The sequence below is a fragment of the Klebsiella sp. JN_Kp122 genome, from assembly GCF_040062085.1.
Classification (GTDB): domain Bacteria; phylum Pseudomonadota; class Gammaproteobacteria; order Enterobacterales; family Enterobacteriaceae; genus Klebsiella; species Klebsiella aerogenes.
Genome location: NZ_JBEAHW010000047.1, coordinates 167,855 through 191,562 on the forward strand (window position 1 = coordinate 167,855; position 23,708 = coordinate 191,562).

Here is a 23,708-nt window from a genome sequence, read left to right on the forward strand (position 1 = left end):
AGCGCCACCGGGGATTTTGCGGCCGTTACGCCAGCGCTTTGCTGATCTTCTCGAACAGATCGCCGGAGAGATTCTCCAGCCCTTTCAGCTGTTCCAGCGCCGCACGCATCTTGGCCTGACGTTTCTCATCGTAGCGTTTTAGACGAATCAGCGGCTCAATCAGACGCGACGCCACCTGCGGGTTGCGGCTATTGAGCTCGGTCAGCATTTCCACCAGGAACTGGTAACCGCTGCCGTCTTCGGCGTGGAACGCCGCCGGGTTGCTACTCGCGAAGGCGCCGATCAGCGAACGTACGCGGTTCGGGTTGCTCATCGTGAATGAACGGTGCTTGAGCAAGCCGCGTACCGTCTCAACCACATTGGCCGCCGGGCTGGTGGACTGCAGGATGAACCACTTGTCCATCACCAGGCCGTCCTGGTGCCACTTATCGTCATACTCCTGCATCAATGCATCACGGCACGGCAACTCCGCCGCCACCGCCGACGACAGCGCAGCCAACGCGTCGGTCATGTTGTCAGCATGGTGATACTGGGCTTGCACCAGCTTATCTGCCAGTTCAACATCGCCAAAAGCCAGATAGCGCAGGCAGGTATTGCGCAGGGAACGTTTACCGATATCGGCATGGTCTACGCGATAGCTGTCGAGCTTGTTGGCGTTGTAAACCACCAGCAGCTCATCGGCCAGCTCTTTCGCCAGCGTACGGGTCAGCGCTTCGCGCACCGCCGCGATGGCAATCGGATCGATGATGGTGAACAGTTCGGCGATTTCGTTGGCCGACGGCAGCGTTAAAATTTCCGCGGCCAGCGCCGGATCGATCTTCTCGTCGAGCAGGATCGCGCGGAAAGCGTCAGCGACGTGGATCGGCAGCGACAGCGGCTGCCCCTGCTGATGACGGTTAACGTTGAGCTTGATGTAGGTCGCCAGCAGGCTCTGCGCGGCATCCCAACGCGAGAAATCGTTACGCGCGTGGCGCATCAGGAACGTCAGCTGCTGGTCGCTCCACTTATATTCAAGTTTGACCGGCGCGGAGAATTCACACAGCAGCGCCGGTACCGGCTGGAAGTAAACGTTATCAAAGACGAACGTCTGTTCCGCCTGGGTGACATTCAACACGTGGTGCACCGGATGGCCGCCCTTCTGCAGCGGGATCGCTTTGCCTTCGTTATCGTACAGCTCGATACTGAACGGGATGTGCAGTGGCTGCTTGTCGGCCTGTTCCGCGGTCGGCGGCGTACGCTGGCTGATAGTCAGGGTGTACTGCTCGGTTTCCGGGTTATAGTCGTCATGCACGGTAACGACCGGCGTACCGGACTGGCTGTACCAGCGACGGAAATGCGACAGATCGACGTTCGAAGCATCTTCCATCGCCTGCACGAAATCATCGCAGGTGGCGGCGCTGCCGTCGTGGCGCTCAAAGTACAATTGCATCCCTTTCTGGAAATTGGCTTCGCCGAGCAGGGTGTGCAGCATACGGATCACTTCCGCGCCCTTTTCGTAAACCGTCAGGGTGTAGAAGTTGTTCATCTCAATAACCATATCCGGACGGATCGGGTGCGCCATCGGGCTGGCGTCTTCAGCAAACTGCAGCCCACGCATGGTACGAACGTTGTTGATGCGGTTCACCGCGCGCGAGCCGAGGTCGGAACTGAACTCCTGATCGCGGAATACGGTCAGCCCTTCTTTCAGGCTGAGCTGGAACCAGTCGCGACAGGTCACGCGGTTGCCGGTCCAGTTATGGAAATATTCGTGACCAATGACGCGCTCAATATCGAGGTAATCTTTATCGGTCGCGGTATCGGTACGGGCCAGCACGTATTTAGAGTTAAAGACGTTGAGGCCTTTGTTCTCCATCGCCCCCATATTGAAGAAGTCGACGGCGACGATCATATAGATGTCGAGGTCATATTCGAGACCGAAACGGGTTTCGTCCCACTTCATTGAATTCTTCAGCGAGGTCATCGCCCACGGCGCGCGGTCGAGGTTGCCGCGGTCAACGTACAGTTCAAGGGCGACTTCACGCCCGGAGCGGGTGGTGAAGGTGTCACGCAGCACGTCGAAATCGCCGGCCACCAGCGCGAACAGGTAACAGGGTTTTGGGAATGGATCCTGCCACTGGATCCAGTGACGGCCATTGTCCAGCTCGCCCTGCGCGACGCGGTTGCCGTTGGAGAGCAGGAACGGATATTTCGCTTTATCGGCAATGATTTTGGTGGTGAAGCGCGCCAGCACATCCGGGCGGTCGAGGTACCAGGTAATGTGACGGAAACCTTCTGCTTCGCACTGGGTACATAGCGCTTCGCCTGACTGATACAGGCCTTCCAGCGCGGTGTTCGCCGCCGGGCTAATTTCGTTGACGATAGTCAGGCTGAAGCTGTCCGGCAAACCGCCAATCACCAGCTGATTATTTTCTTCTTTATAGTCGTTCCACGGCTGGCCGTTCACCTGCAGTGAAATCAGGGTCAGGTCTTCGCCATCCAGACGCAATGGCACATCAGACGCAGCCGCGTGACGGGAAACCTTACTCTCGGCCGTGACAACGGTTTTCGCGGCATCCAGGTCAAAGGTCAAATCAATATCGCTAATCAGATAATCCGGCGCACGGTAGTCGTGGCGGTATTTGGCTTGGGGCTGTTGTGTCATAAAAAACCTTTAGCGTGTCTGTAAAGTATCGGCTCCAGTCTATTCCTGTTGCGCAGATCGCGCTATGCAGAATCTTCATCTTTTCAACGTTCAACACGAAAATCGCTACATATTGATAACACATGAGGCACGAAATGCGCTCGACCCGGCGCAAAGCTTGTGGTGTGATCCGTGTTCAATATATTAAACTAGGCCTCGCAAATGACCGTCAGCGTTACCGTCGAGCCATCGCAGCAGGACAGCACCGGGTATTAAAGGTATACTCCGCCTCCTTTTTTCTGCTTTGGTTTGAATGGAACGCCCCAGTGAGAGGATGCTACTGCGCACCATGACACAATTCACTTCTCCTGTACTGCACTCGCTGCTTGATACGGATGCCTATAAGCTGCATATGCAGCAGGCCGTCTTCCACCGCTACTATGATGTGGAGGTGGCGGCAGAGTTCCGCTGCCGCGGAGACGACCTGCTCGGCATCTATGCCGACGCGATTCGCGAGCAGGTTGAAACCATGCGCGACCTGAAGCTGCAGGACGATGAGTATCGCTGGCTGTCCACCCTGCCGTTCTTCTCGCAGGACTATCTCGCCTGGCTGCGCGACTTCCGTTACGACCCAAGCCAGGTCACCGTCATCAACGATCATGGTAAGCTGAATATTCGCCTCGCCGGGCCGTGGCGCGAAGTGATCATGTGGGAAGTGCCGCTGCTGGCGGTCATCAGCGAACTGGTGCACCACTACCGTTCGCCGGAAATCAGCGTCGGCCTGGCGCTGGAGACGCTCGAACATAAGCTTGCCGACTTCGCCGACATGACCGCCGACATCGATATGTCGGCATTCCGCCTGATGGATTTCGGCACCCGCCGCCGCTTCTCCCGCGAAGTACAGCAGGCTATCGTGCAGCGCTTGCAGCAGGAGCCGTGGTTTGTCGGCACCAGCAACTACGATCTGGCCCGCCGATTGAATTTAACCCCGATGGGTACCCAGGCGCACGAATGGTTCCAGGCCCACCAGCAGATCAGTCCAAACCTGGCCAGCAGCCAACGCGCGGCGCTTGCCGCCTGGCTGGCGGAATATCCGGATCAGCTGGGTATTGCCCTGACCGACTGCATCACCATGGACGCTTTCCTGCGTGATTTCGGTCCTGAATTCGCCACCCGCTATCAGGGGCTGCGCCATGACTCCGGGGATCCGCTGGAGTGGGGCGAGAAAGCAATCGCTCATTATCAGAAATTGGGTATCGACCCGATGAGTAAAGTGCTGGTGTTCTCCGATAACCTCGACCTCGGCAAAGCGGTCGATCTGTATCGCCACTTCTCCTCGCGGGTGAAGCTCAGCTTCGGTATCGGCACCCGTTTGACCTGCGATATCCCACAGGTTAAACCGCTAAATATCGTGATAAAACTAGTAGAATGTAACGGCAAGCCGGTGGCGAAACTCTCCGACAGCCCGGGTAAAACCATCTGCCACGATAAGGCGTTCGTCCGCGCCCTGCGCGAGGCGTTTGACCTGCCGCCGATTAAAAAGGCGAGTTAATTTCAACAAGGAGCCTGGCAGGCTCCTTTTTCTTTATTAATTATTATCAAATTATCCCTTTATGATGCGAATTCTGCTTGTCTGATGGAAGATGACAGGTAACATAGATATCCCCCCGTTGCAGGGGAAGAGACTTTTTTATTGGACTATATAGAGAGAATATTATGAGCGTTGTGCCTGTAGCCGACGTACTCCAGGGCCGCGTTGCCGTTGACAGCGAAGTCACCGTGCGCGGATGGGTGCGTACCCGCCGAGATTCTAAAGCTGGCTTTTCTTTCCTCGCCGTCTATGACGGTTCCTGCTTTGATCCTGTACAGGCCGTTATTAATAATTCTCTGCCCAATTACAATCAGGAAGTGTTGCGCCTGACCACCGGCTGCTCGGTTATCGTCACCGGTAAAGTCGTGGCCTCCCAGGGTCAGGGACAGAGCTTTGAAATCCAGGCCTCCAATGTGGAAGTCACCGGCTGGGTTGAGGATCCGGACACCTACCCGATGGCGGCGAAGCGCCACAGCATCGAATATCTGCGTGAAGTGGCGCACCTGCGTCCGCGCACCAACCTGATTGGCGCGGTAGCGCGCGTACGTCACACCCTGGCGCAGGCGCTGCACCGTTTCTTCGACGAACATGGTTTCTTCTGGGTATCCACCCCGCTGATCACCGCTTCCGATACCGAAGGCGCCGGTGAAATGTTCCGCGTATCAACGCTGGATCTGGAAAACCTGCCGCGTAACGACCAGGGTAAAGTCGACTTCGATAAAGACTTCTTCGGTAAAGAGTCGTTCCTGACCGTTTCCGGTCAGTTGAACGGTGAGACCTATGCCTGCGCATTGTCCAAAATCTATACCTTCGGCCCAACCTTCCGCGCCGAAAACTCCAACACCAGCCGCCACCTGGCGGAGTTCTGGATGCTGGAGCCAGAGGTAGCCTTCGCCAGCCTCAACGATGTTGCCGGTCTGGCGGAAGCCATGCTGAAGTACGTCTTCAAGGCGGTGCTAGAAGAGCGTGCGGATGACATGAAGTTCTTCGCCGAGCGCGTAGATAAAGACGCCATCGACCGTCTGCAGCGTTTTGTCTCTGCTGATTTCGCCCAGGTTGATTACACCGACGCCGTCACTATCCTGGAAAACTGCGGCAAGCAGTTTGAGAACCCGGTGTATTGGGGCGTGGATCTCTCCTCCGAGCATGAGCGTTATCTGGCCGAAGAGCACTTCAAAGCGCCGGTGGTCGTGAAAAACTATCCGAAAGACATTAAGGCGTTCTACATGCGCCTTAACGAAGACGGTAAGACCGTCGCCGCAATGGACGTTCTGGCGCCGGGCATCGGCGAAATCATCGGCGGGTCCCAGCGTGAAGAGCGTCTCGACGTGCTGGACGCGCGTATGGCCGAAATGGGTCTGAATAAAGAAGATTACTGGTGGTATCGCGACCTGCGTCGTTACGGCACCGTACCGCATTCTGGCTTCGGACTGGGCTTCGAGCGTCTTATCGCCTACGTAACCGGCGTACAGAACGTTCGCGACGTGATTCCTTTCCCACGTACGCCACGTAACGCCACATTCTAATCGCGTTTCGCTAAAACACGGACAAGGCCGGCGCAAGCCGGCCTTTTTTTATGTCAATTTTCGTGAACGAATTTCAACAAACTTAAACATCAACCTTCACAATTCGTAATTATGTTACTCACTATTTCCTTACCCTTCGTACGTAGATTTCGCACCTTATGTTAAGACACAAGTGAATACACTGATTGATTTGATTATTTTTTAATCATTCTGCGCACGTTATGCAAAAATAGCGTCTGAGCAAAAAAGGGACCGAATTGAGCTAAAAAATAATCAAATCTGTCTTTAGCGAAAATATTCATAACTAATTCATATAGATATATATGAGAAGGTGACAATCTTCGCAAAGTGGAACGGAATTTTGATTGAGTTCACAAAGTTCCAAAAAATACACATTTGGTTACATGTTTTTTCTTCTAGTAACCAATTTACGATATTGGTAGCATTTTCCGGCTAGCGAAACGGCACTACCGATGGAAAGATGCCTTCAGACACCAAACTATCTTCAATAGTTCTGTAAATTTTCATTGACGGAAATTATTGCTGGCGGTGGCAAGTGTCATATAAAAAATATTAATGAGGGTAATAAATAATGATGAAGCGCAATATTCTGGCAGTGGTGATCCCTGCCCTGCTGGTAGCCGGTGCGGCCAACGCTGCGGAAATCTATAACAAAAATGGTAACAAACTGGATTTCTACGGAAAAATGGTTGGCGAACATGTCTGGACCACCAATGGTGACACCAGCAGCGACGACACCACCTATGCCCGTATCGGCCTGAAAGGCGAAACCCAGATCAACGACCAGTTGATCGGTTACGGCCAGTGGGAATACAACATGGATGCGTCCAACGTTGAAGGTTCCCAGACCACCAAAACCCGTCTGGCTTTCGCCGGTCTGAAAGCGGGTGAATATGGTTCATTCGATTACGGCCGTAACTACGGCGCCATCTACGATGTTGAATCCGCAACCGATATGCTGGTTGAGTGGGGCGGCGACGGCTGGAACTACACCGATAACTTCATGACCGGACGTACCAACGGCGTGGCCACCTACCGTAACTCAGACTTCTTCGGTCTGGTGGACGGCCTGAGCTTCGCGCTGCAGTATCAGGGTAAAAACGATCACGACCGCTCCATTCGCAAACAGAATGGCGACGGTTTCAGCACCGCGGCAACCTACGCGTTTGATAACGGTATCGCGCTGTCTGCAGGTTACGCTAACTCCAACCGTAGCGTTGACCAGAAACGTGACGGCAACGGTGACAAAGCTGAAGCATGGGCAACCTCTGCCAAGTACGATGCTAACAACATCTATGCCGCAGTTATGTACTCCCAGACTTACAACATGACGCCGGAAGAAGATGACCACTTCGCGGGCAAAACTCAGAACTTCGAAGCCGTAGTTCAGTACCAGTTCGATTTCGGTCTGCGTCCGTCCCTGGGCTACGTGCAGACTAAAGGTAAAAACCTGCAGGCTCGCGGTGGCTTCGGCGGCGGCGATGCGGACCTGGTTAAATACGTAGAACTGGGTACCTGGTACTACTTCAACAAAAACATGAACGTGTACGCGGCGTACAAGTTCAACCAACTGGATGATAATGCCTACACTCGCGCAGCTGGCGTAGCCACCGACGACCAGGCTGCGGTTGGTATCGTTTACCAGTTCTAATCTGTAGTACACCCCTTCGTGATATGCCTAAAAAGCAGGACTTCGGTCCTGCTTTTCTGCGTTACTAAGACGAAGATCGTAACTTGCAAAAACCTTCTCGCTTTTTGTCGCAAACGGTTGGCAATTTGTAAATCTACCGTTACCCTGATAGCGGATTTCCCTCAGTAATCACAATGGAACCTCGTCATGTTTGAGAACATTACAGCCGCCCCTGCCGACCCTATTCTGGGCCTGGCCGATCTGTTTCGTGCCGATGACCGCCCAGGCAAAATTAACCTCGGAATTGGTGTTTACAAAGATGAGACAGGTAAAACGCCTGTTCTGACCAGCGTAAAAAAAGCCGAGCAATATCTGCTGGAAAATGAAACCACCAAAAACTACCTCGGTATTGATGGTATTCCGGAGTTTGGTCGCTGCACTCAGGAGCTGCTGTTCGGTAAAGGAAGCGCAATTATCAACGATAAGCGCGCCCGCACCGCCCAGACCCCAGGCGGTACCGGCGGCCTGCGCGTTGCGGCTGATTTCCTTGCCAAAAACACCGACGTTAAACGGGTATGGGTAAGCAATCCAAGCTGGCCAAACCATAAAAGCGTTTTCGGCGCCGCCGGGCTGGAAGTGCGCGAATATGCTTATTATGATGCCGCCAACCACCAGCTTGATTTCGACGGCTTGCTGGCCAGCCTGAACGAGGCGCAAGCAGGTGATGTCGTACTGTTCCACGGCTGCTGCCACAACCCAACCGGCATCGATCCGACGCTGGAACAGTGGCAACAGCTGGCGCAAATGTCTGCTGAAAAAGGCTGGCTGCCGCTGTTTGACTTCGCCTACCAGGGCTTCGCCCGCGGTCTGGAAGAAGACGCTGAAGGCCTGCGCGCCTTTGCCGCGCTGCATAAAGAGTTGCTGGTCGCCAGTTCTTACTCGAAAAACTTCGGCCTGTATAACGAGCGCGTTGGCGCCTGTACGCTGGTTGCCGCCGATCAAGACACCGTCGATCGCGCATTCAGCCAGATGAAAGCGGTGATCCGCGCCAACTACTCTAACCCGCCGGCGCACGGCGCCTCCGTGGTGGCGACGATTCTCAGCAACGACGCGCTGCGCGCCATCTGGGAACAAGAGCTCACCGATATGCGCCAGCGTATTCAGCGCATGCGCTTACTGTTTGTGAATACCCTGCAGGAAAAAGGCGCCAGCCGCGACTTTACCTTCATCACCAAACAGAATGGGATGTTCTCATTTAGCGGCCTGACCAAAGAGCAAGTACTTCGTCTGCGTGAAGAGTTCGCTATTTATGCGGTCGCATCCGGGCGTATCAACGTTGCCGGCATGACGCCTGATAACATGTCGCCGCTGTGCGAAGCCATTGTCGCGGTGCTGTAATTTTCAGCCGTGACGCATAAGAAAAAGGCCGCAGACGCGGCCTTTTTTATTTCTTTGAGGTCAGGCATTACCAGACCGGCATTTCATCCTGCAGGAACGGATTGTGAAGTCGCTCATATCCCAGCGTCGACAAGGGGCCATGGCCGGGGATAAACGTCACGTCGTCGCCCAATGGCAACAGCTTACGTTTAATCGCATCAATCAGCTGGCCATGGTCGCCGCGCGGGAAGTCGCTGCGCCCTACTCCGCCTTTGAAAATCACATCGCCGGAAATCAGCAGACGAGAGGCATCGTCAAAGAAAACCACGTGCCCCGGCGTATGACCTGGACAGTGCAATACCTGCAAAGCGATATTGCCGACGGTCACCACATCGCCTTCATTTAGCCAGCGGTCCGGCTGCAACGGCTGACACTCATCCAGCCCGAACATACGGCTTTGCGCCGGCAATCCTTCCAGCCAGAACTCATCTTCTTTTTCCGGTCCAATAATTGGCACACCGTAATGTTGCGCCAGCTCGGCTGCGGCGCCGACGTGATCCAGGTGACCATGCGTCAACAGGATCTGCATCAGGCTGACGCCTGCCGCCGCCACTTCTTCCTTGATGCGCTCGGCATCGCCGCCAGGATCGACCAGCGCGGCAAGCCGGGTTTGTTCACACCAGATTAAAGAACAGTTCTGGGCGAACGCCGTGACCGGAATAATACGATAGTTCATGATGCTCCTTTCGTTACCAGTGCCGTACCGGACCGGTATCAATATGCACAAAGTTGCTACGTGGGTAGTATCCTACACCACCTGAGCGCATAGATAACGCCGCTTTGCGAATATTGCTTAAGGCAACGCCTTCAATGTGGAAATCCATCGCCTGGCCTTTGGTGTGATAGCTGTGTTTCGCTACACCACGGCTTCGTGCGCGAAGTTCATCGTTGGTATCGACGGAGCGATAACCGGAGATGAGCTGGACAGGCTTGTTGGTGCCGAGTAGTCCCTGCAGGCGGTAAAGCTGATCGAACAATCCTGGGTCAATAGACTTAATTTTGTTCGCGCGGAAATCACGGAAAAAGTGGTTAAGTCTTGCTAATTCATCCTGAATATAGCCTCTACCATCGAAAAACTCCGCCTTGAGTGATTCACCGGTGTGCAGGTTATTCAGCGTCAAAATACGCGGTCGGGGGGTCGAGAGGGTGGCAAATGCCGGCGCAGGGAGAATGGCGGCAGCACCGAGGGCAGCGCCACCCAACGCCAGCAATCTGCGGCGATTAGCGTCAAATTTGTCCATGATAATCAGGTCTACAGGTAAATGAATCGTAATATACTTTTCCGCTAAAATGTCCTTGGCTGGGTCGTATTGACCGCCGCAACACATTTTTGCGGATTATATGTATATGCACTTCTGGCGCACGAAAGGCACCTTACCGGGCATTATTGCCAACGTCAAGGCAGCCTCACCCCAGGAAATACGGGCCTTGTAGACGACCAGGGCCCGATTTCGTTCAGTGCTAGGACAACATTTTTCGCAGAACTACTTCATTTACCTGATTAATTGTTCCGCTTTTGGCAGAATTTGTGCGCTGGATCGCGCGGTGAGATCGTAATTGTAAATATCTGTTCGATATTGTGTACGTCCATCAGCACCAACAAAGGCGGTTAAATAATATAAATTAACCGGAATATTTTGCCGAATATTGACGTAGCGCGTATCCCCCTGCTTCAGCGCGTCGGAAATACGTGAATCATTCCAGCCCGCATCCTGCAATAGCATATTCGCCAGCTCAGAGGCTTTATTGACGCGAACGCAGCCCGAGCTCAACGCGCGAACATCTTTCTGGAACAGATTGTGGTTCGGCGTATCGTGGAGATAAATAGCATCCGAGCTTGGCATATTGAACTTATACCGCCCCAGCGAGTTGCGTGCGCCCGGCGCCTGCTGAAAACGGAACGGTAGATTCTTCTCGGTGATGGTAGACCAATCGACACCATACGGATCGATAGCTTCTTTGCTGTTCCAGCCGCGCATCAACGTATAGCCATGCTGCTCCAGATAGCCCGGATTGTTACGCACCTTCGGCAGAATATCTTTGCGCGCCAGCGTCGGCGGGACGTTCCACGGCGGGTTGACCACCACGTTGTTCAACGCGCTGCTCATCATCGGCGTTTTACGATCCGGACGACCGACAATGACCCTCGATGCCAGCACCTGACTGCCGTCCTGATAGTAGACCAGCGAGAACGCTGGAATATTGACCATGATGCCGGTGGACAATTTGCTCGGTAGCAAACGCAGACGCTGGATATTCAGCGCCAGCACCCCGGCACGCTGCGCCGAAGAGACGTTCAGCCAGTCGCGGGTGGACTGGCCGATGACGCCATCAGCGCCCAGCCCTTGCCAGGCCTGAAAGCGCTTAACGCCTTCTACCAGTTGACGATCGTAAACGCCACGCGCGGCAGGTTTTGCTTTCGACTTCGGTTTCGCCGATGGGCTAACCACATCGCCCGGTAGAGCGATTTTCGCCGAATCATCCAGCATGCCGGTACGCTGCAGGATTTCACGCAGCGCGCCGATATCGTTACTCCACTCTCCCGGACGAAGCGAGGCGTTGCTGGTCAGTTGTGGCCACGGACGGTTATCCGCCACCAGCGTCAGCAGCGCCTGATGCATTGCTTCATATTGTGAATGTTGTGGCGCCAGTCCGGCAATAAACTGCGGTAGCGAACCGTTATCCAGCGCCAGCTGCCACTGGTTAATCACCGACAGCGGCGGCGTCGCCATTTTGTACGGCGTTGAGCCATACAGCCAACGGTTCCCCTGCATCGGAATACCGCTAATAAAATGCAGATATCCCATCATGGCGTCGGAAAGCACGACATCGCGAGCCATGCCGCTGACGGACGGATCCGTCAGCAGGCTCACCCAGGTGGTGAACTGCGGCTGGAAACCGGCGATAGCGACCTCTGCCAGCTGCTGCTGGAAGGCCTGTACCGCTTCGCGGTTCTCCCACATGGGTTTCATGTCGCGGGCAGCGTATAGCGCAACCAGCGGGTTGATATAAACCGGATGATAACCCGACGGCAGTAAGGGCTCGATTTCAGTGCGGCTTTTCGCCACCGCATCCGCCGCCAGCGGCTGCTCGCCGGCCATTTGCGCGACCGCAGCGGATTGACCGTCGTTTTGTACTAATGCCGAAGAAAGATCGCCCACCGTCGCAGAGCTATCTGTGGGTATGACTTCAGGCTCTGCGGCCTGGACATTGAACAGCGGAGCAAATGCAAAAGCCAGGCTCAAGCTGAGCACTGACAATTGACGACCATACCGTTTTTTTAGCAACATCCCTTGCCCCCTGTTGACACATTGCCGCCCGCCAAATGGGGCTTTCTCTCAGTATATAAAGGCGAAAACGCTTTTGCCTTGCCAAATGTAAAGAAGTTTAAAGATCACATGTTGTAAGAATACTGTACAGAAAAACAAAAAGGGCGACAAATTGTCACCCTTTTTCCTATTAATCGACGCCCTTTCAGGAGGCGTCAGCGGTTCCAGGCAGCGCTTCCGGTACCGGCGCGGCAAAACCGCGCAGCCCGACAACGTGTACATGTTCGTGATTATTGAACACTTTACGCACCAGTTTATAGGTGGTGCCTTTTTCCGGGCTGATATTTTCCGGAGCCGCGATAATCAGCTGCATCTCCAGACGTTCGCACAGTTCGAACAGCGTGGCGATAGAGCGAGCATCCAGACGCGCAGCTTCATCGAGGAACAGCAGACGGCAAGGCGAGATATCCTTGCCGCGCAGGCGACGGGATTCATCTTCCCAGCTCTGCACCACCATCACCAGAATCGACATCCCGGTACCGATCGCTTCACCGGTCGACAGCGCGCCGGACTCCGCACGCAGCCAGCCGTCTGAACCACGGTTAACTTCCACTTCCATCTCCAGATAGTTGCGGTAGTCGAGCAGTTCCTCACCGATGGTTTGCGGCGTACGTTGCCCCATGTCAATCTGCGGATTCAGGCGCTGATACAGTTTGGCCAGCGCTTCCGAGAAGGTCAGGCGATTGCTGTTAAACAGATCCTGATGTTGCTCATGCTGTTCAGACAGGACATCCAGCAGCGTCGAGTGGGTCTCGCGCACGTTGACGTTCAGACGCACGCTGTTGACCTGGCCGAACGATACGCTCTGCAGCCCCTGGTTGAGCATGCGAATACGGTTCTGTTCACGCTGGATGGTCTTGCGAATGATATTCGCCACGCTGCGGGAGCTAATTGCCAGCTTCTGTTCGCGGTTGGTCAGCTCTTCGGTCAGACGGCTGAGCTCGATTTCCATCTGCTCGATCGCTTCTACCGGATCGTCAGTGCGAATAATATCCTGGCGGATTCGCTCGCGCAGATGCTGATAAACCGCAACGAAGAACTGAATTTTGCGCTCCGGACGTTTCGGATCTTCCGAAATACGCAGGACGTCGCGCAGGTGTTCGTTATCGGCGACCGCCAGACGCAGCGCGCCCAGCGCCTTATCCGACATCGAACGCAGTTCGTCGGCGGAGAGATAGGCCAGCTCGCGGCGGTGCAGACGACGTTCCACGCCGTTGTCTTTCACCAGACGCATCACCGCGCACCATCCCGCTTTAGCGCTCACCACCTGCTCGCGCATTTCGCAGTAATCGCGCTCCAGCTTGCGCAGTTTGCGGGTCAGGTTGTCCATCTCCGCTTCGCAGAAGGTCAACGCTTTCTCCAGTTGATTACGACGGGAGCGGTTGTTGCTCAGCTGCATATGCAGCTCATCACGACGCGCACGCGCACGCTCTTCCGCGCCGACATCGGCACGTACGCCGATATCCTGCAATTCTTTATACAGATCGTTGAGCAGCTCTTTCTTGGTGTCATACGAGCTTTTCAGCGACGCCAGCACCTGGTTGTACTGGTTCAACTGCGCAACGTGGCTACGCATCGCTTCGCGAGCGCGGCTACGTTCGGATTCTGCTTGTTGCAGGCGCTGGCGCAGCTTTTCGTTGAGATCGCTGTTGCCGCTGAGCATCTCCGCCGAGTCAGAGTAGCTGAAGTGGGCGCGGCGCTGCACGACTTCCGCCAACGCGAAAGCCTGCTGGCGCGCATCGCGCTGCATTTGCTGTGAGTAGGCATAGTCTTCTTTCAGCTGTTCGAACTGTTCCGGGTCGCTCTGCAGTACCGAGACGATCGGTTCCAGTTTCGCCAGCTGATTGCCATGCTGCTGGATAAAGCGCGCCGCTTCCTGCGCTTCGTCCAGACGCTCCTGGATTTCATCTACGCGATCGGCCAGCGTCTCATCGGCCAGCAGATTCAGACGCGGCAGCAGGCGGTTAAGCGCCGACACGCCCTCTTTCGCCTGCTCGTACTGGACGCGGTTCTGCTGGTTATCACTTTCATGCGCATTCAGCGCACGCTCGAGTTCGCCGCGGCGGCTATTGAGTTTACGGATCTCTTCTTCCGGATCGTCATCGAAGGCAACCGCCAGATGGCTACCGATGAAGCGGCTGAAGGCCTGATGCAGGCGCTGCGTTTTCTGCACGTCAAACGACAGCGTAGCAAAACGCTCGGAGAGACTTTCACGCTCGGCGTGCAGCGTTTCGATGCGGTTTTCACGGGCGGCGCGGCCAAACAGCGGCAGCGTCGGGAAACGCGAATAGCGCCACTGGCGGTCGGCAATCTTCACCACCACCGCTTTTTCCAGCTCATCGACGCTGAATACGCTGTCATCGAAGGACTGCGGATCGCCTTCGATCAGATACAGGTCTTCCGGGCAATCTTCCAGCCCTTCGAGCTGCTCCGCCACCTGTGACAGATCCGGAACCACGATCGCATGGCGCGATGGGCCATACAGCGCGGAGAAGTACGGCGCATCGTCGAGGCTAACGTCGTCATAGATTTCCGACAACAGCACGCCGCCAAAGCGCTCCGCTAGCGCGTTCAGACGCGGGTCTTCAGAGCCGCCCGGTTGGCTGAGACGCTCAATTTCTTCGTCAATGGCGCGCTTGCGGGCGCCGACTTCATCGCGCTCAACAATGGCTTCGCGCTCGCGCTCCAGCAGTTGCTGCAGGTATTCGGTGACGTCCTGGCTTGATTCAAACTGCTCGCCGCACTGCTCGCACAGTTGGTTGAGGCTGTTTTGCGCCGCCAGCCAAATCGGCGCTCGGCGCATCAGCGTCTGGGTACGCGACTGCAGCTGCTCAAGCTCCTGACGCAGAGCCATGCGCTGTTCCTGAGCGTTAGAGACGCTGTCGGCCAATGAGGCAATGCGCGCTTCCAGCTCCTGATGCAGCGTTTCCAAATCGTCAATATCGTAGCGTTTGCCCTGGCGCTTACAGAATTCGGCCAGCTGGCGCTCGGCGTCTTGTTGTTCACGCAGACGCTGTTCCAGCTCGTTGAGACGGCTACGCAGCCCATGCGCCTGCTCCGCCAGATGACGCTGGTTGACGCCGTCGCGTAGTAATTCACGCGCCACATCCCAGGCTTCATTACGCGCCAGCGGCCCGTTGATCGCCGCAACCAGCTGATACGCTTGTTCAAACTGGCTGTGCGCGGTTTGTGCCACGCTCATTTTCTGTTCCAGCGACAGCATTTTTTCCGTCGCTTCCAGCTCTTTCGCCTGGAACGTTTCCAGCCATTCGTCGGCGCTGTCGGCGGTTAGATCCGGCAGGTGACACAGCGCGCGCGCGCGTTCCAGCGCCTGTAGCGCCTGATTGTACTGAATGGCGCGAGTCTGCTGCACGTCGAGCGCCTGCTGGTAATCGGCGAGCTGGCTCTTCAGCTCATCCACTTCCAGTTCGGCGGCCTCGGCGCGGGCTTCGTTCTCTTCCTGCTGGTCGGCGGCTTCCGCCACCACTTCATTTTGCTCTTCCAGACGGATCTGCAGTTCGTCGAGATCCGCCTCGTAGCGCTCGATTTTTTCCTGCTGACGCAGCGCGGTTTGTACCAGGTTCAGGTGATCGCTGGCGGCCTGGTAGTCGGCTTCCAGATCGCCTTCTGCGCCGTTGTGCTCCTGCAGCTCGCGTGCCATATCGACATGTTTGTACTGCTCTGCCGCCAGCTGCGAACGCGAGGTAAAGAGCTCGCGACGGTACTCCAGCGCTTTATCCAGATGGATGCGCCGCTCGTTGGCGTGACGCATGTAGTCCGCCGCCACGTAGTTGGTGGCTTCACTGATAAGGTGCTTAAACAGATCGCGATCGGACTGGGTAACGCGAATCGCTTCCAGCGTCATACGGTTTTCACGCAGCGCCGCTTCCATATCCTGGAATGCCTTACGTACGCCGCTGTTTTCCGGCAGCAGGTAATCGCGCAGGGAGCGGGTAATGGTGCTGGAGATCCCGCCGTACAGCGAGGCCTCAATCAGGCGGTAGTATTTGCTACGATCGGATGCTGAACGCAGACGACGCGCTACCACGCCCAAATCAAACATCAGCGAGTGATATTCGGTAATCGAGTTAAACTGTTTGAACTGCACCCCTTCCATCGCGTCGAGCTTCTCTTTCAGCTCGTTGAGGCTCACGACGCGCGCCTGGCGCTCGTTAAGGGTTTCGGTCAACAGTTGGGTCGGCTGGATCGAGGTTGGCAATCCCTGGATGGCAAATGGCTTAATATCGACTTTACGGTCGCGCCCGGCAACCTGCTGCAGACGCACGCCAACCACCACGCGCTGGTGGCGCGAGTTGATCACGTCAAGCACCGAGTAACAGACGCCGGCGCGCAGTTTACCGTGCAGGCCTTTATCGCGCGAACCGCTGGTAGCGCCCGCTTCGGTGGTGTTACGGAAGTGCAGCAGGGTTAAATCCGGGATCAGCGCCGTGACGAAAGCCGCCATGGTCGTGGATTTACCGGCACCGTTACCCCCGGAAAGGGTGGTTACCAGCTCATCAAGATCGAAGGTCCGGGCAAAAAAACCGTTCCAGTTAACCAGCGTCAGCGAGCGAAACTTACCGCGTTCAATCATTATTCTTCCTCCCCGCTATCCGGCTGATTCTCTTCATTCTCATCATTGAGCTGCAGGTGATTCTCCAGCGCCATCGCTTCGCCGTCGCGGATCATGCGCAGCTGCGCTTCGCGCGGATCGTCGCCAACGCGCACGTCAGCGCCAAAGCGGAACACCGATTCGGTGATGCGGAATTTACTGCTGTCGTGGCCCATAAACCACACCATGCCGAGGCGGCGCAGGCGGTTGAGGGACGCGCGCATTTTTTCCTGCAGCTTCTGGCGGTCGAGGTCGGAACCGGTGGAACGGTTGTTGACCAGCTTCAGCAATTTGCTTTCATCCGCCAGCGTCAGCAGCTCATCGTAGAGCTCTTGCTGAGTGAAGATGCCTTCATTAGCCAGACGTTCGGGGCTGAGGTAGAGGTAGCACAGAATTTTGCCGACCATCATATCCAGCTCTGATAATACCGAGCGCGGGATCAACGTCGTGGAGCGCGGACGCAGGTAGAAGAACCCCTCCGGCGCGCGAATCAGCTCAACGTTGTAGCGCGCGTAAAACTCTTCCAGGTAATCCTGAAAATCCATCAAAAATGCGTGATTATCCAGCTCATCCAGGCCAATGTGGCGGCCCGCACGCAGGGCGCTGTCCAGCGCCGGAAATAACGGATTGGCCAACGCCTGCGCCAGCTTAGCTGGCATCACTTGTTCAATATTTGTCAATGACATGCGCCTGTACCTTGGCTCCGTAATCATTAATCGGCTGCCATTTTGCCGGCAGTCCGGTGAAATCTGCCTGGGCGACGCCCAGCTGTACCGCCTGGTCAACGACGATTCGCGCGACGTCAAAGTGACGCGCGCGCGGATACTGCGCCAGAAACTCTCGCGCCACCAGGCCGAGATCCAGCGGCATACCCTTCTCTTTGTAGACCGCCAGCTGCGCTTCAATCAGCGCGGCCAGCTGCTCGCGAATTTCGTTGAACTCCTCGAATTCAAGGTCTGCCGGCAGCTCGCCGGTGACTTCTTCATCGCGCAGCGCCATCTCTTCATCGCGCATATCCAGCAAACGGTCGGCGCTGGCATAGGTCAGCGCCCACGGTGCGTCGAAGTAGGTCTGTACCGACTGACGCAAACGCTGGGCGAAAACGCGGTTTTTATCCATATCGATGGCGGTACGGATAAATTTATGTACGTGACGATCGTAACCGATCCACAGGTCGATAGCCTGTTGACCCCAGCTGACAATACGGTCGAGCTTGCTTTGCAGGTCGAACACCAGACGGTCGACAAAATGCAGATCGTCGCGCGCGATGGTGGCGTCCTGGATACGCAGCAGGTTGGCCTGCAGCTTATCGCCCGCCGCATCCAGAGTATCTTGCAATTCGCGCAGAGTACCGGAGGTTTCGGACAGCAACAGTTCGCAGCTGGAAATCGCCGCGCGCCAGTCTTTGTTCAGCAACTGAGCGATATCGTCTTTCACCTGCTGTTGCTGCTCATCCATGATGCGTTGAGTCAGATCGATACTATCGAAGATTTCCGCCACCGAATATTTCAGCGGCGCAAAGACGTTGCGATGCCAGTGGAATTCATCGCCGCCCTCATCCGCGGAATCCGCAGCCCGCTTCAGTTCGCCGGCCACAATCGACAGCTGCATCGACAAACGCAGGGTGGAGAATTCACGCTGGCGAATATAGTAGTCGGTAATGCCAATACCTAACGGCGTCAGGCGGTAGATCGCATTCCCTTCCGTTATTTCGCTGGTAAAGCGGTTCAGCAGACGCTGGCGCACCATATCGTTGATGGCGTTATTGGCGCGCTGGCTGATGGTTTCGCTGGTCTGCTCAAACGCATCACTGACGTGGCGGAACGCGTCCACCAGTTCTCCCTCGGTCATTTCCCCTTCCAGCCGCTCGCCGTTCAGCGTGGCGACAGCCAGCAGAAAAGAGAGTCTGTCGACCGGCAGCGAGATGGAAAAATCATTTTTCCTGGCCCAGGCAACCAGTTCGGGGACTGTCTGGGAAAATTCACTCATAGTTTATCCTTGCATCTGCGGCTGTGCGCCTGGATCTTTCTTAAGCGCAGTGACATGAATATAGCGGCCCAGGCTGATATACGGCTCCTGGCGACAGTAGCGCGTTTCCAGCTCCAGCAGCGCAGTAAAGCTGTCATGCTGTTTACGTTTCTCACGCAGATAATCATGAAACACCCGCACGCCGGTTTTACCGGTTATCTGCCAACCGAGAGCTTCCAGCCAGCCGTATACCTGCTGCGGATCGCGCGGATAATCCGGCGACAGCGTGCGTTTTTTCTTTTTCGGCATGCCGATTTGCACGTAGTCGAAGTTTCCCGCAACCATATTGTGCATCAGCAGGCCGTTAGCATTGTAGAACATTAACGACAGCGCGCCGCCCGCGCGCAATACCGACCACAGCGTGCGCAACATTTCCTGCGGTTCCGCGACCCACTCAAGCACCGCATGAAACAGTATCAGATCGACGGGGCTTTCCAAATGCTGAGCAATATCCTGCGCCGCGCATTGTACAAAATGCATGTTGTCGATCACACCTTTATCGCAGGCGGCCTGCTGAGCACGAGCCACCATTTCGGCGGAAAGATCGCATAGCGTCACGTGATGGCCTAATTCCGCGACGCGGATCGCCGTTTGCCCTTCGCCGCCGCCGGCATCAAGTACCCGCAACGGCCCTGGCCCCATCTGCGCGAGCAGCGGTTCCAGATCCTGCCAAAGGATCGCCTGGCGCAGTTGGCCTTTGGTGGTGCCATAAATATTGCGCGAAAACTTTTCAGCGATGTCATCAAAATTGCGATCCTGCACGGACGACTCCACAAGCCAACACAAAACCGCTATTTTGTCATACCCACGGCGATAATGAAGCGATCTGTTATAAGATCCGTATATAACTTTGGTTATATGGTTAAAAAAGGAACCATTCGGGATGCTTTTCACACTGAAAAAGGTATTGGGCGGCATGATGCTGCCGCTTCCTCTGCTGTTATTGCTGATGGCGATCGGCATCATTCTGCTATGGCGCAGCCGTTTTCAAAAAACCGGCAAAGCGCTGGTCACCCTGAGCTGGCTGTTGCTGACGCTGTTAAGCCTGCAGCCGGTGGCCGACGGGTTGTTAAAACCTATCGAAAAAAGCTACCCGACCTGGCGTGGCGGCCAATCCGTTGAGTATGTCGTGGTGCTGGGCGGCGGCTATACCTGGAATCCGCAGTGGGCGCCGAGCTCCAATCTGATCAACAACAGCCTGCCGCGGCTGGCTGAGGGGATCCGCCTGTGGCGGGAAAACCCAGGCGCGAAAATGATCTTTACCGGCGCGGCGGCCAAAACCAACCCGGTTAGTACCGCCGAGGCGGGGGCGCGCGTCGCCGAAAGCCTCGGCGTACCGCGCAGCGCGATTATCGTCCTTGACCGACCAAAAGATACCGAACAGGAGGCGGCTGAAGTAAAAAAAGCCATCGGCGGCGCGCCATTCCTGCTGGTGACATCCGCCTCGCATCTGCCGCGAGCGATGATATTTTTCCGCCATGCCGGACTGAATCCATTACCGGCGCCAGCCAACCAGTTGGCGGTGGAATCGGCGCTTAACCCCTGGGAACGCGCGCTGCCGTCACCGTATTGGCTGATGCACAGCGAACGCGCGATTTACGAGACCCTGGGACGAAGCTGGCAGTGGCTGAAGGGAGCGTCAGGCGATCCAGGGCAGGATTGATTTCGCGGCAAGCGAGAAACGGGCGCGATCGAAGCGCCCGGTATTCACCAGATTTTCGACTTCATCCCATAACTGATATAGCCAACGCCGCCAGACGAAAGACTCCGCTACCGGCGCCCGCTGCAGGTAGCGCCATAGTAACTGCTCCCCTAATCCGCCGTCGGCGAGGCGGAACAGTTCGTACTCCCGCGGCGCCCACAGCATCATCCCCGGACCGACCATCGCCAACAGCTGATCGCTGCGCGCGTCTTTGAGCATACTTCGTAGCGTAAAGCAGCCATGGACCAGTACGCAGTTATCGTTGAAATCGCTAAACAACTGCGGCAGGCTCTCACGACTGCGGAATAAAATGCGCTTATCCTGCATCGTTAGCCCGGTGTCATGATAGAGGTTGAGCGTGCTCCACAGCATTTCTACCCGCTGGCGATACCAGTGCGGCCAGAGGTTTTCCTGAGTGCTATCGACCATCCCCACACAGCCGCCGCTATCATGCCGATGCCACGCCAGTAACCCCTCGACAATCTGATCCTGCAGCTGCTCCCAACGCTCGGGCGTGCGCGCTGGCGCTTCCACTGAAACGCCGCGTAACCGTTCAATGAGCAATACGTCAGGTCCCGGATGTTCTTCATGCGTCATGACGCCGTATACCACCGGCATACGAACGGTGCCGCTACGGGCAAGCAGCGAAATTTTCCACGCCAGCTGGCGCGCCACGCCGGGCGTGGTAAAGCTTTTCGCCAACAGCGGCATTGGGTTTCCCTGCGCATCATACAGCGACCATAGCGCTGACGAGGGTTTCTCGCTAACGCACTCCACGCGGCTTAGCTTCTCGCCAAGCAGGTGGCTCAGTTCGGCTCGCAACTGTTCCATCATAGATACCCTCATGAAGACTACTGTTTTCATAATGAGCGTCTGGGGGCGACTTGTCAGCGGATAAGATCAAAAATGGGCTAATTAGAGGCAGAAATATGTCCCCTTCAGCCGAAGGGGACGGCAAGGATTAACGCAGCTCGGCGCGGACGCGCTCCAGATCTTCCGGCGTATCAACGCCGGTGCCAGGAACCACTTCCGCCACCGCGACGTGGATTTTTTCGCCGTACCATAGTACGCGCAGCTGTTCGAGCATCTCAATTTGCTCCAGTGGGCTTGGCGCCCAGCTGACGTAGCGGCGAATAAAACCGGCGCGATAAGCGTAAATACCAATATGGCGCAGCAGGGAATCACCAATTTCTTCGCGCGATTTTGCAAAACGATCGCGATCCCAGGGAATAGTCGCTCGAGAAAAATAGAGCGCATAGCCGTCGGCATCCATGACCACTTTGACCGCATTCGGGTTAAATGCTTCTTCGGCATCGTGGATAGGCACCGCCAGCGTTGCCATCCCGCTGGTGCTGGCCGCAAGGTTTTCCGCCACCTGGCGCACGATCGCCGACGGGATCATCGGTTCATCACCCTGAATATTGACGATGATAGTGTCATCGCTGAAAGCACATTTTTCAACGACTTCCGCCAGACGTTCGGTGCCGGACTGATGATCGGCGCGGGTCATGCAAACCTCGCCGCCCGCGGCTTCAACCGCACGCGCGACATCTTCATGATCGGTGGCGACGATAATGCGATCCGCGCCGGATTCGCGGGCGCGTTCCAGTACATGGACGATCATCGGCTTACCGTTGATATCCTGCAGAGGTTTCCCCGGCAGGCGCGTGGAGGCAAATCGCGCGGGAATAATGACGACAAAACTCATGGCTGGCTCTCTTCTACCGCGAGCGAGCGCGCTTCGTTTTCAAGTAGTACCGGGATCCCGTCGCGCAGCGGGAAGGCCAGGCTGTCGGCTTTGCAGATAAGCTCTTGCTTATCCTGGCTGTAGTACAGCTTACCGTTACAAACCGGGCAGGCGATAATTTCGAGTAAACGGTGATCCATGATTCCTCCTGATGGACCGAATAGATTTGGCAGCAGCATATCACAGGATGGTAGCCCGCGTATCACGCGGCATCAACACCCCAACCTTGCCGCTGGTTAGCAAATAGCGCCGCGGGTAACTGGCGCAGCACAACCTCTTCTGCCCCTTGCCAGCGCGCAAAATCATTAATTGCTCGCTGGAGTCCGCTCTCCAGCCCGGCAGTCACTTTAACCCCCTCTTCCAGCCACAGCGAAAAGATCTCCAGCACGCCGCCCTTACGGTGCAACTTGCTGTCCATCCTGCCAACCAGTTTTCCCTGATGCAGCAACGGTAGTACAAAGTAGCCGTATTGCCGTTTCGGCGCTGGGGTATAACATTCCAGCCGATAGCTGAAGTTGAATAACTGCTCGGCGCGTTTACGGTCCCAGACTACCGGATCAAACGGCGAGAGCACGGCGCTGTGGCTGGCGGTTAACTTACCGCCGGATGCCGATTCCAGCACAGCTTGCAGATCGCGATGCAGCCACATCTCACCCAGTTCCTCAACCATGACCGGCACCACCAGCCCCTCATCCTGCCAGCCCTTCAGCAGCGCCGGTAATGCAGGCTGGCGTAGACGATAATAATCGGCCAGCCACTGCGGGCGAAAAATGCCCAGGCTGCGCGCGCTGTTGCGCAGCATAATGGACTCGGCCTCCTGACGGGAGAGCGCATCGCGCCCATCATCCCAGTGCGGCATCGCACGATGGGTTAAATCATAGACGCGATGAAAATTACGCCGCTCAACGACCATCAGTTTGCCGGCGGTGAACAACCCTTCCAGATGACGTTTATGTGGTTTCCACTCCCACCAGCCGCTGGCGCCTTTACGTGGATGGGAAAAATCCGCCGAGCGAACCGGGCCATTTTGCGCAATATGCTCCAGCAACTCTTCTATGCTCGCGGCATGCTCGAGCATCCACTCTTTATGGTATTTCCAGCCCATCTTGTCGGGATTCAACATCCGGTGGCGCACGAGGGCGAAATCGCTGCGTGGCAAAAAACAGGCTTCATGCGCCCAGTATTCCATCAGTTCGCCGCTACGCAAGGAATCATCCAGCCAGTGCTGCGGATAGCTACCAAGGCGGCTAAACAGCACCAGATAAGGGCTACGGGCGACCACGTTGATCGTATCGATTTGCAGCAGCGATATCTGCTGGATGGTGGAAAGGATGTCAGTCTGGCGAGCGCGACGTCGGGGCTTTTTCAGTAACCCCTGCGCCGCAAGATGAAGATGGCGAGCCTCTTTTAGCGACAGTTGCAATACCGACATGCAGGTTCTCCGTAGGGGATTCAAGCACAGCGG

The 23,708-nt window shown here is 56.0% G+C and carries 16 protein-coding genes and 1 pseudogene; 5 read left to right on the forward strand and 12 right to left on the reverse strand.

The annotated features are described in order from the left end of the window. Nucleotides 1-25: 25 nt before the first annotated feature. Nucleotides 26-2,641 (reverse strand): aminopeptidase N, encoded by a 2,616-nt coding sequence (gene pepN, locus ABLU78_RS21755; RefSeq protein WP_048228611.1) that lies wholly within the window; start codon nt 2,639-2,641, stop codon nt 26-28. Between the two features lie 328 nt (nt 2,642-2,969). Between pepN and pncB the strand changes: the two genes are divergently transcribed. The 4 genes from pncB (at nt 2,970) to ABLU78_RS21775 (ending at nt 8,786) form a co-directional block, all read left to right on the forward strand. After that, nucleotides 2,970-4,172, forward strand: coding sequence for a nicotinate phosphoribosyltransferase (gene pncB / locus ABLU78_RS21760; RefSeq protein WP_015704895.1), 1,203 nt, complete (start codon nt 2,970-2,972; stop codon nt 4,170-4,172). A gap of 164 nt (nt 4,173-4,336) precedes the next feature. Further along, entirely contained in the window at nt 4,337-5,737 is a 1,401-nt protein-coding gene (gene asnS, locus ABLU78_RS21765) for an asparagine--tRNA ligase (protein ID WP_048228610.1), read from the forward strand. 592 nt (nt 5,738-6,329) lie between these two features. After that, nucleotides 6,330-7,409: a porin OmpK35 gene (ompK35, locus tag ABLU78_RS21770; protein ID WP_015367453.1), complete on the forward strand. Its 1,080-nt coding sequence runs from the start codon at nt 6,330-6,332 to the stop codon at nt 7,407-7,409. A 186-nt stretch (nt 7,410-7,595) separates the two neighbouring features. After that, nucleotides 7,596-8,786, forward strand: coding sequence for an amino acid aminotransferase (locus tag ABLU78_RS21775; RefSeq protein ID WP_015367454.1), 1,191 nt, complete (start codon nt 7,596-7,598; stop codon nt 8,784-8,786). A gap of 67 nt (nt 8,787-8,853) precedes the next feature. Here the strand turns inward: ABLU78_RS21775 and ABLU78_RS21780 are convergent, their stop codons facing one another. The 7 genes and pseudogenes from ABLU78_RS21780 to cmoM form a co-directional block, all read right to left on the reverse strand. Next, a complete protein-coding gene (locus ABLU78_RS21780; RefSeq protein WP_015367455.1) occupies nt 8,854-9,501 on the reverse strand; it encodes an MBL fold metallo-hydrolase in 648 nt (215 codons plus the stop codon). A gap of 13 nt (nt 9,502-9,514) precedes the next feature. Beyond that, entirely contained in the window at nt 9,515-10,066 is a 552-nt protein-coding gene (locus ABLU78_RS21785) for a YcbK family protein (RefSeq protein ID WP_015367456.1), read from the reverse strand. Nucleotides 10,067-10,318: 252 nt separating this feature from the next. After that, nucleotides 10,319-12,115 carry a L,D-transpeptidase gene (ldtD, locus tag ABLU78_RS21790; protein ID WP_048228609.1) on the reverse strand — a complete coding sequence of 599 codons (1,797 nt, stop codon included), beginning with the start codon at nt 12,113-12,115 and terminating at the stop codon, nt 10,319-10,321. Nucleotides 12,116-12,299: 184 nt separating this feature from the next. Further along, nucleotides 12,300-16,748 (reverse strand): chromosome partition protein MukB, encoded by a 4,449-nt coding sequence (gene mukB, locus ABLU78_RS21795; RefSeq protein ID WP_032711296.1) that lies wholly within the window; start codon nt 16,746-16,748, stop codon nt 12,300-12,302. Then, nucleotides 16,748-17,452 (reverse strand): chromosome partition protein MukE, encoded by a 705-nt coding sequence (gene mukE / locus ABLU78_RS21800; protein WP_015367459.1) that lies wholly within the window; start codon nt 17,450-17,452, stop codon nt 16,748-16,750. Before mukE ends, mukB begins: the two co-directional genes overlap by 1 nt. Beyond that, complete coding sequence (gene mukF / locus ABLU78_RS21805; RefSeq protein ID WP_015367460.1) at nt 17,433-18,755, reverse strand: chromosome partition protein MukF; 1,323 nt, start codon at nt 18,753-18,755, stop codon at nt 17,433-17,435. The genes mukE and mukF overlap by 20 nt, the downstream gene beginning before the upstream one ends. Continuing rightward, nucleotides 18,752-19,556, reverse strand: a pseudogene (gene cmoM, locus ABLU78_RS21810) (tRNA uridine 5-oxyacetic acid(34) methyltransferase CmoM). The gene mukF and the pseudogene cmoM overlap by 4 nt, the downstream one beginning before the upstream one ends. Nucleotides 19,557-19,677: 121 nt before the next feature. Between cmoM and elyC the strand changes: the two are divergent. Then, nucleotides 19,678-20,457, forward strand: coding sequence for an envelope biogenesis factor ElyC (elyC, locus tag ABLU78_RS21815; RefSeq protein WP_015704890.1), 780 nt, complete (start codon nt 19,678-19,680; stop codon nt 20,455-20,457). On the opposite strand, the gene ABLU78_RS21820 is transcribed toward elyC, so the two are convergent. The 4 genes from ABLU78_RS21820 to ABLU78_RS21835 all read right to left on the reverse strand — a co-directional run bounded on the left by ABLU78_RS21820 (nt 20,434) and on the right by ABLU78_RS21835 (nt 23,675). Further along, the gene (locus ABLU78_RS21820) at nt 20,434-21,327 is read right to left on the reverse strand and encodes a YcbJ family phosphotransferase (RefSeq protein WP_032706173.1); all 894 of its coding nucleotides are present in this window, start codon (nt 21,325-21,327) and stop codon (nt 20,434-20,436) included. The two genes, elyC and ABLU78_RS21820, sit on opposite strands and share 24 nt — an antisense overlap. A gap of 130 nt (nt 21,328-21,457) precedes the next feature. Beyond that, a complete protein-coding gene (kdsB, locus tag ABLU78_RS21825) occupies nt 21,458-22,204 on the reverse strand; it encodes a 3-deoxy-manno-octulosonate cytidylyltransferase (RefSeq protein ID WP_015367464.1) in 747 nt (248 codons plus the stop codon). Next, a complete protein-coding gene (gene ycaR, locus ABLU78_RS21830) occupies nt 22,201-22,383 on the reverse strand; it encodes a protein YcaR (protein WP_015367465.1) in 183 nt (60 codons plus the stop codon). Before ycaR ends, kdsB begins: the two co-directional genes overlap by 4 nt. A 62-nt stretch (nt 22,384-22,445) precedes the next feature. Continuing rightward, nucleotides 22,446-23,675, reverse strand: coding sequence for a winged helix-turn-helix domain-containing protein (locus tag ABLU78_RS21835; protein ID WP_323806247.1), 1,230 nt, complete (start codon nt 23,673-23,675; stop codon nt 22,446-22,448). Nucleotides 23,676-23,708: the final 33 nt, after the last annotated feature.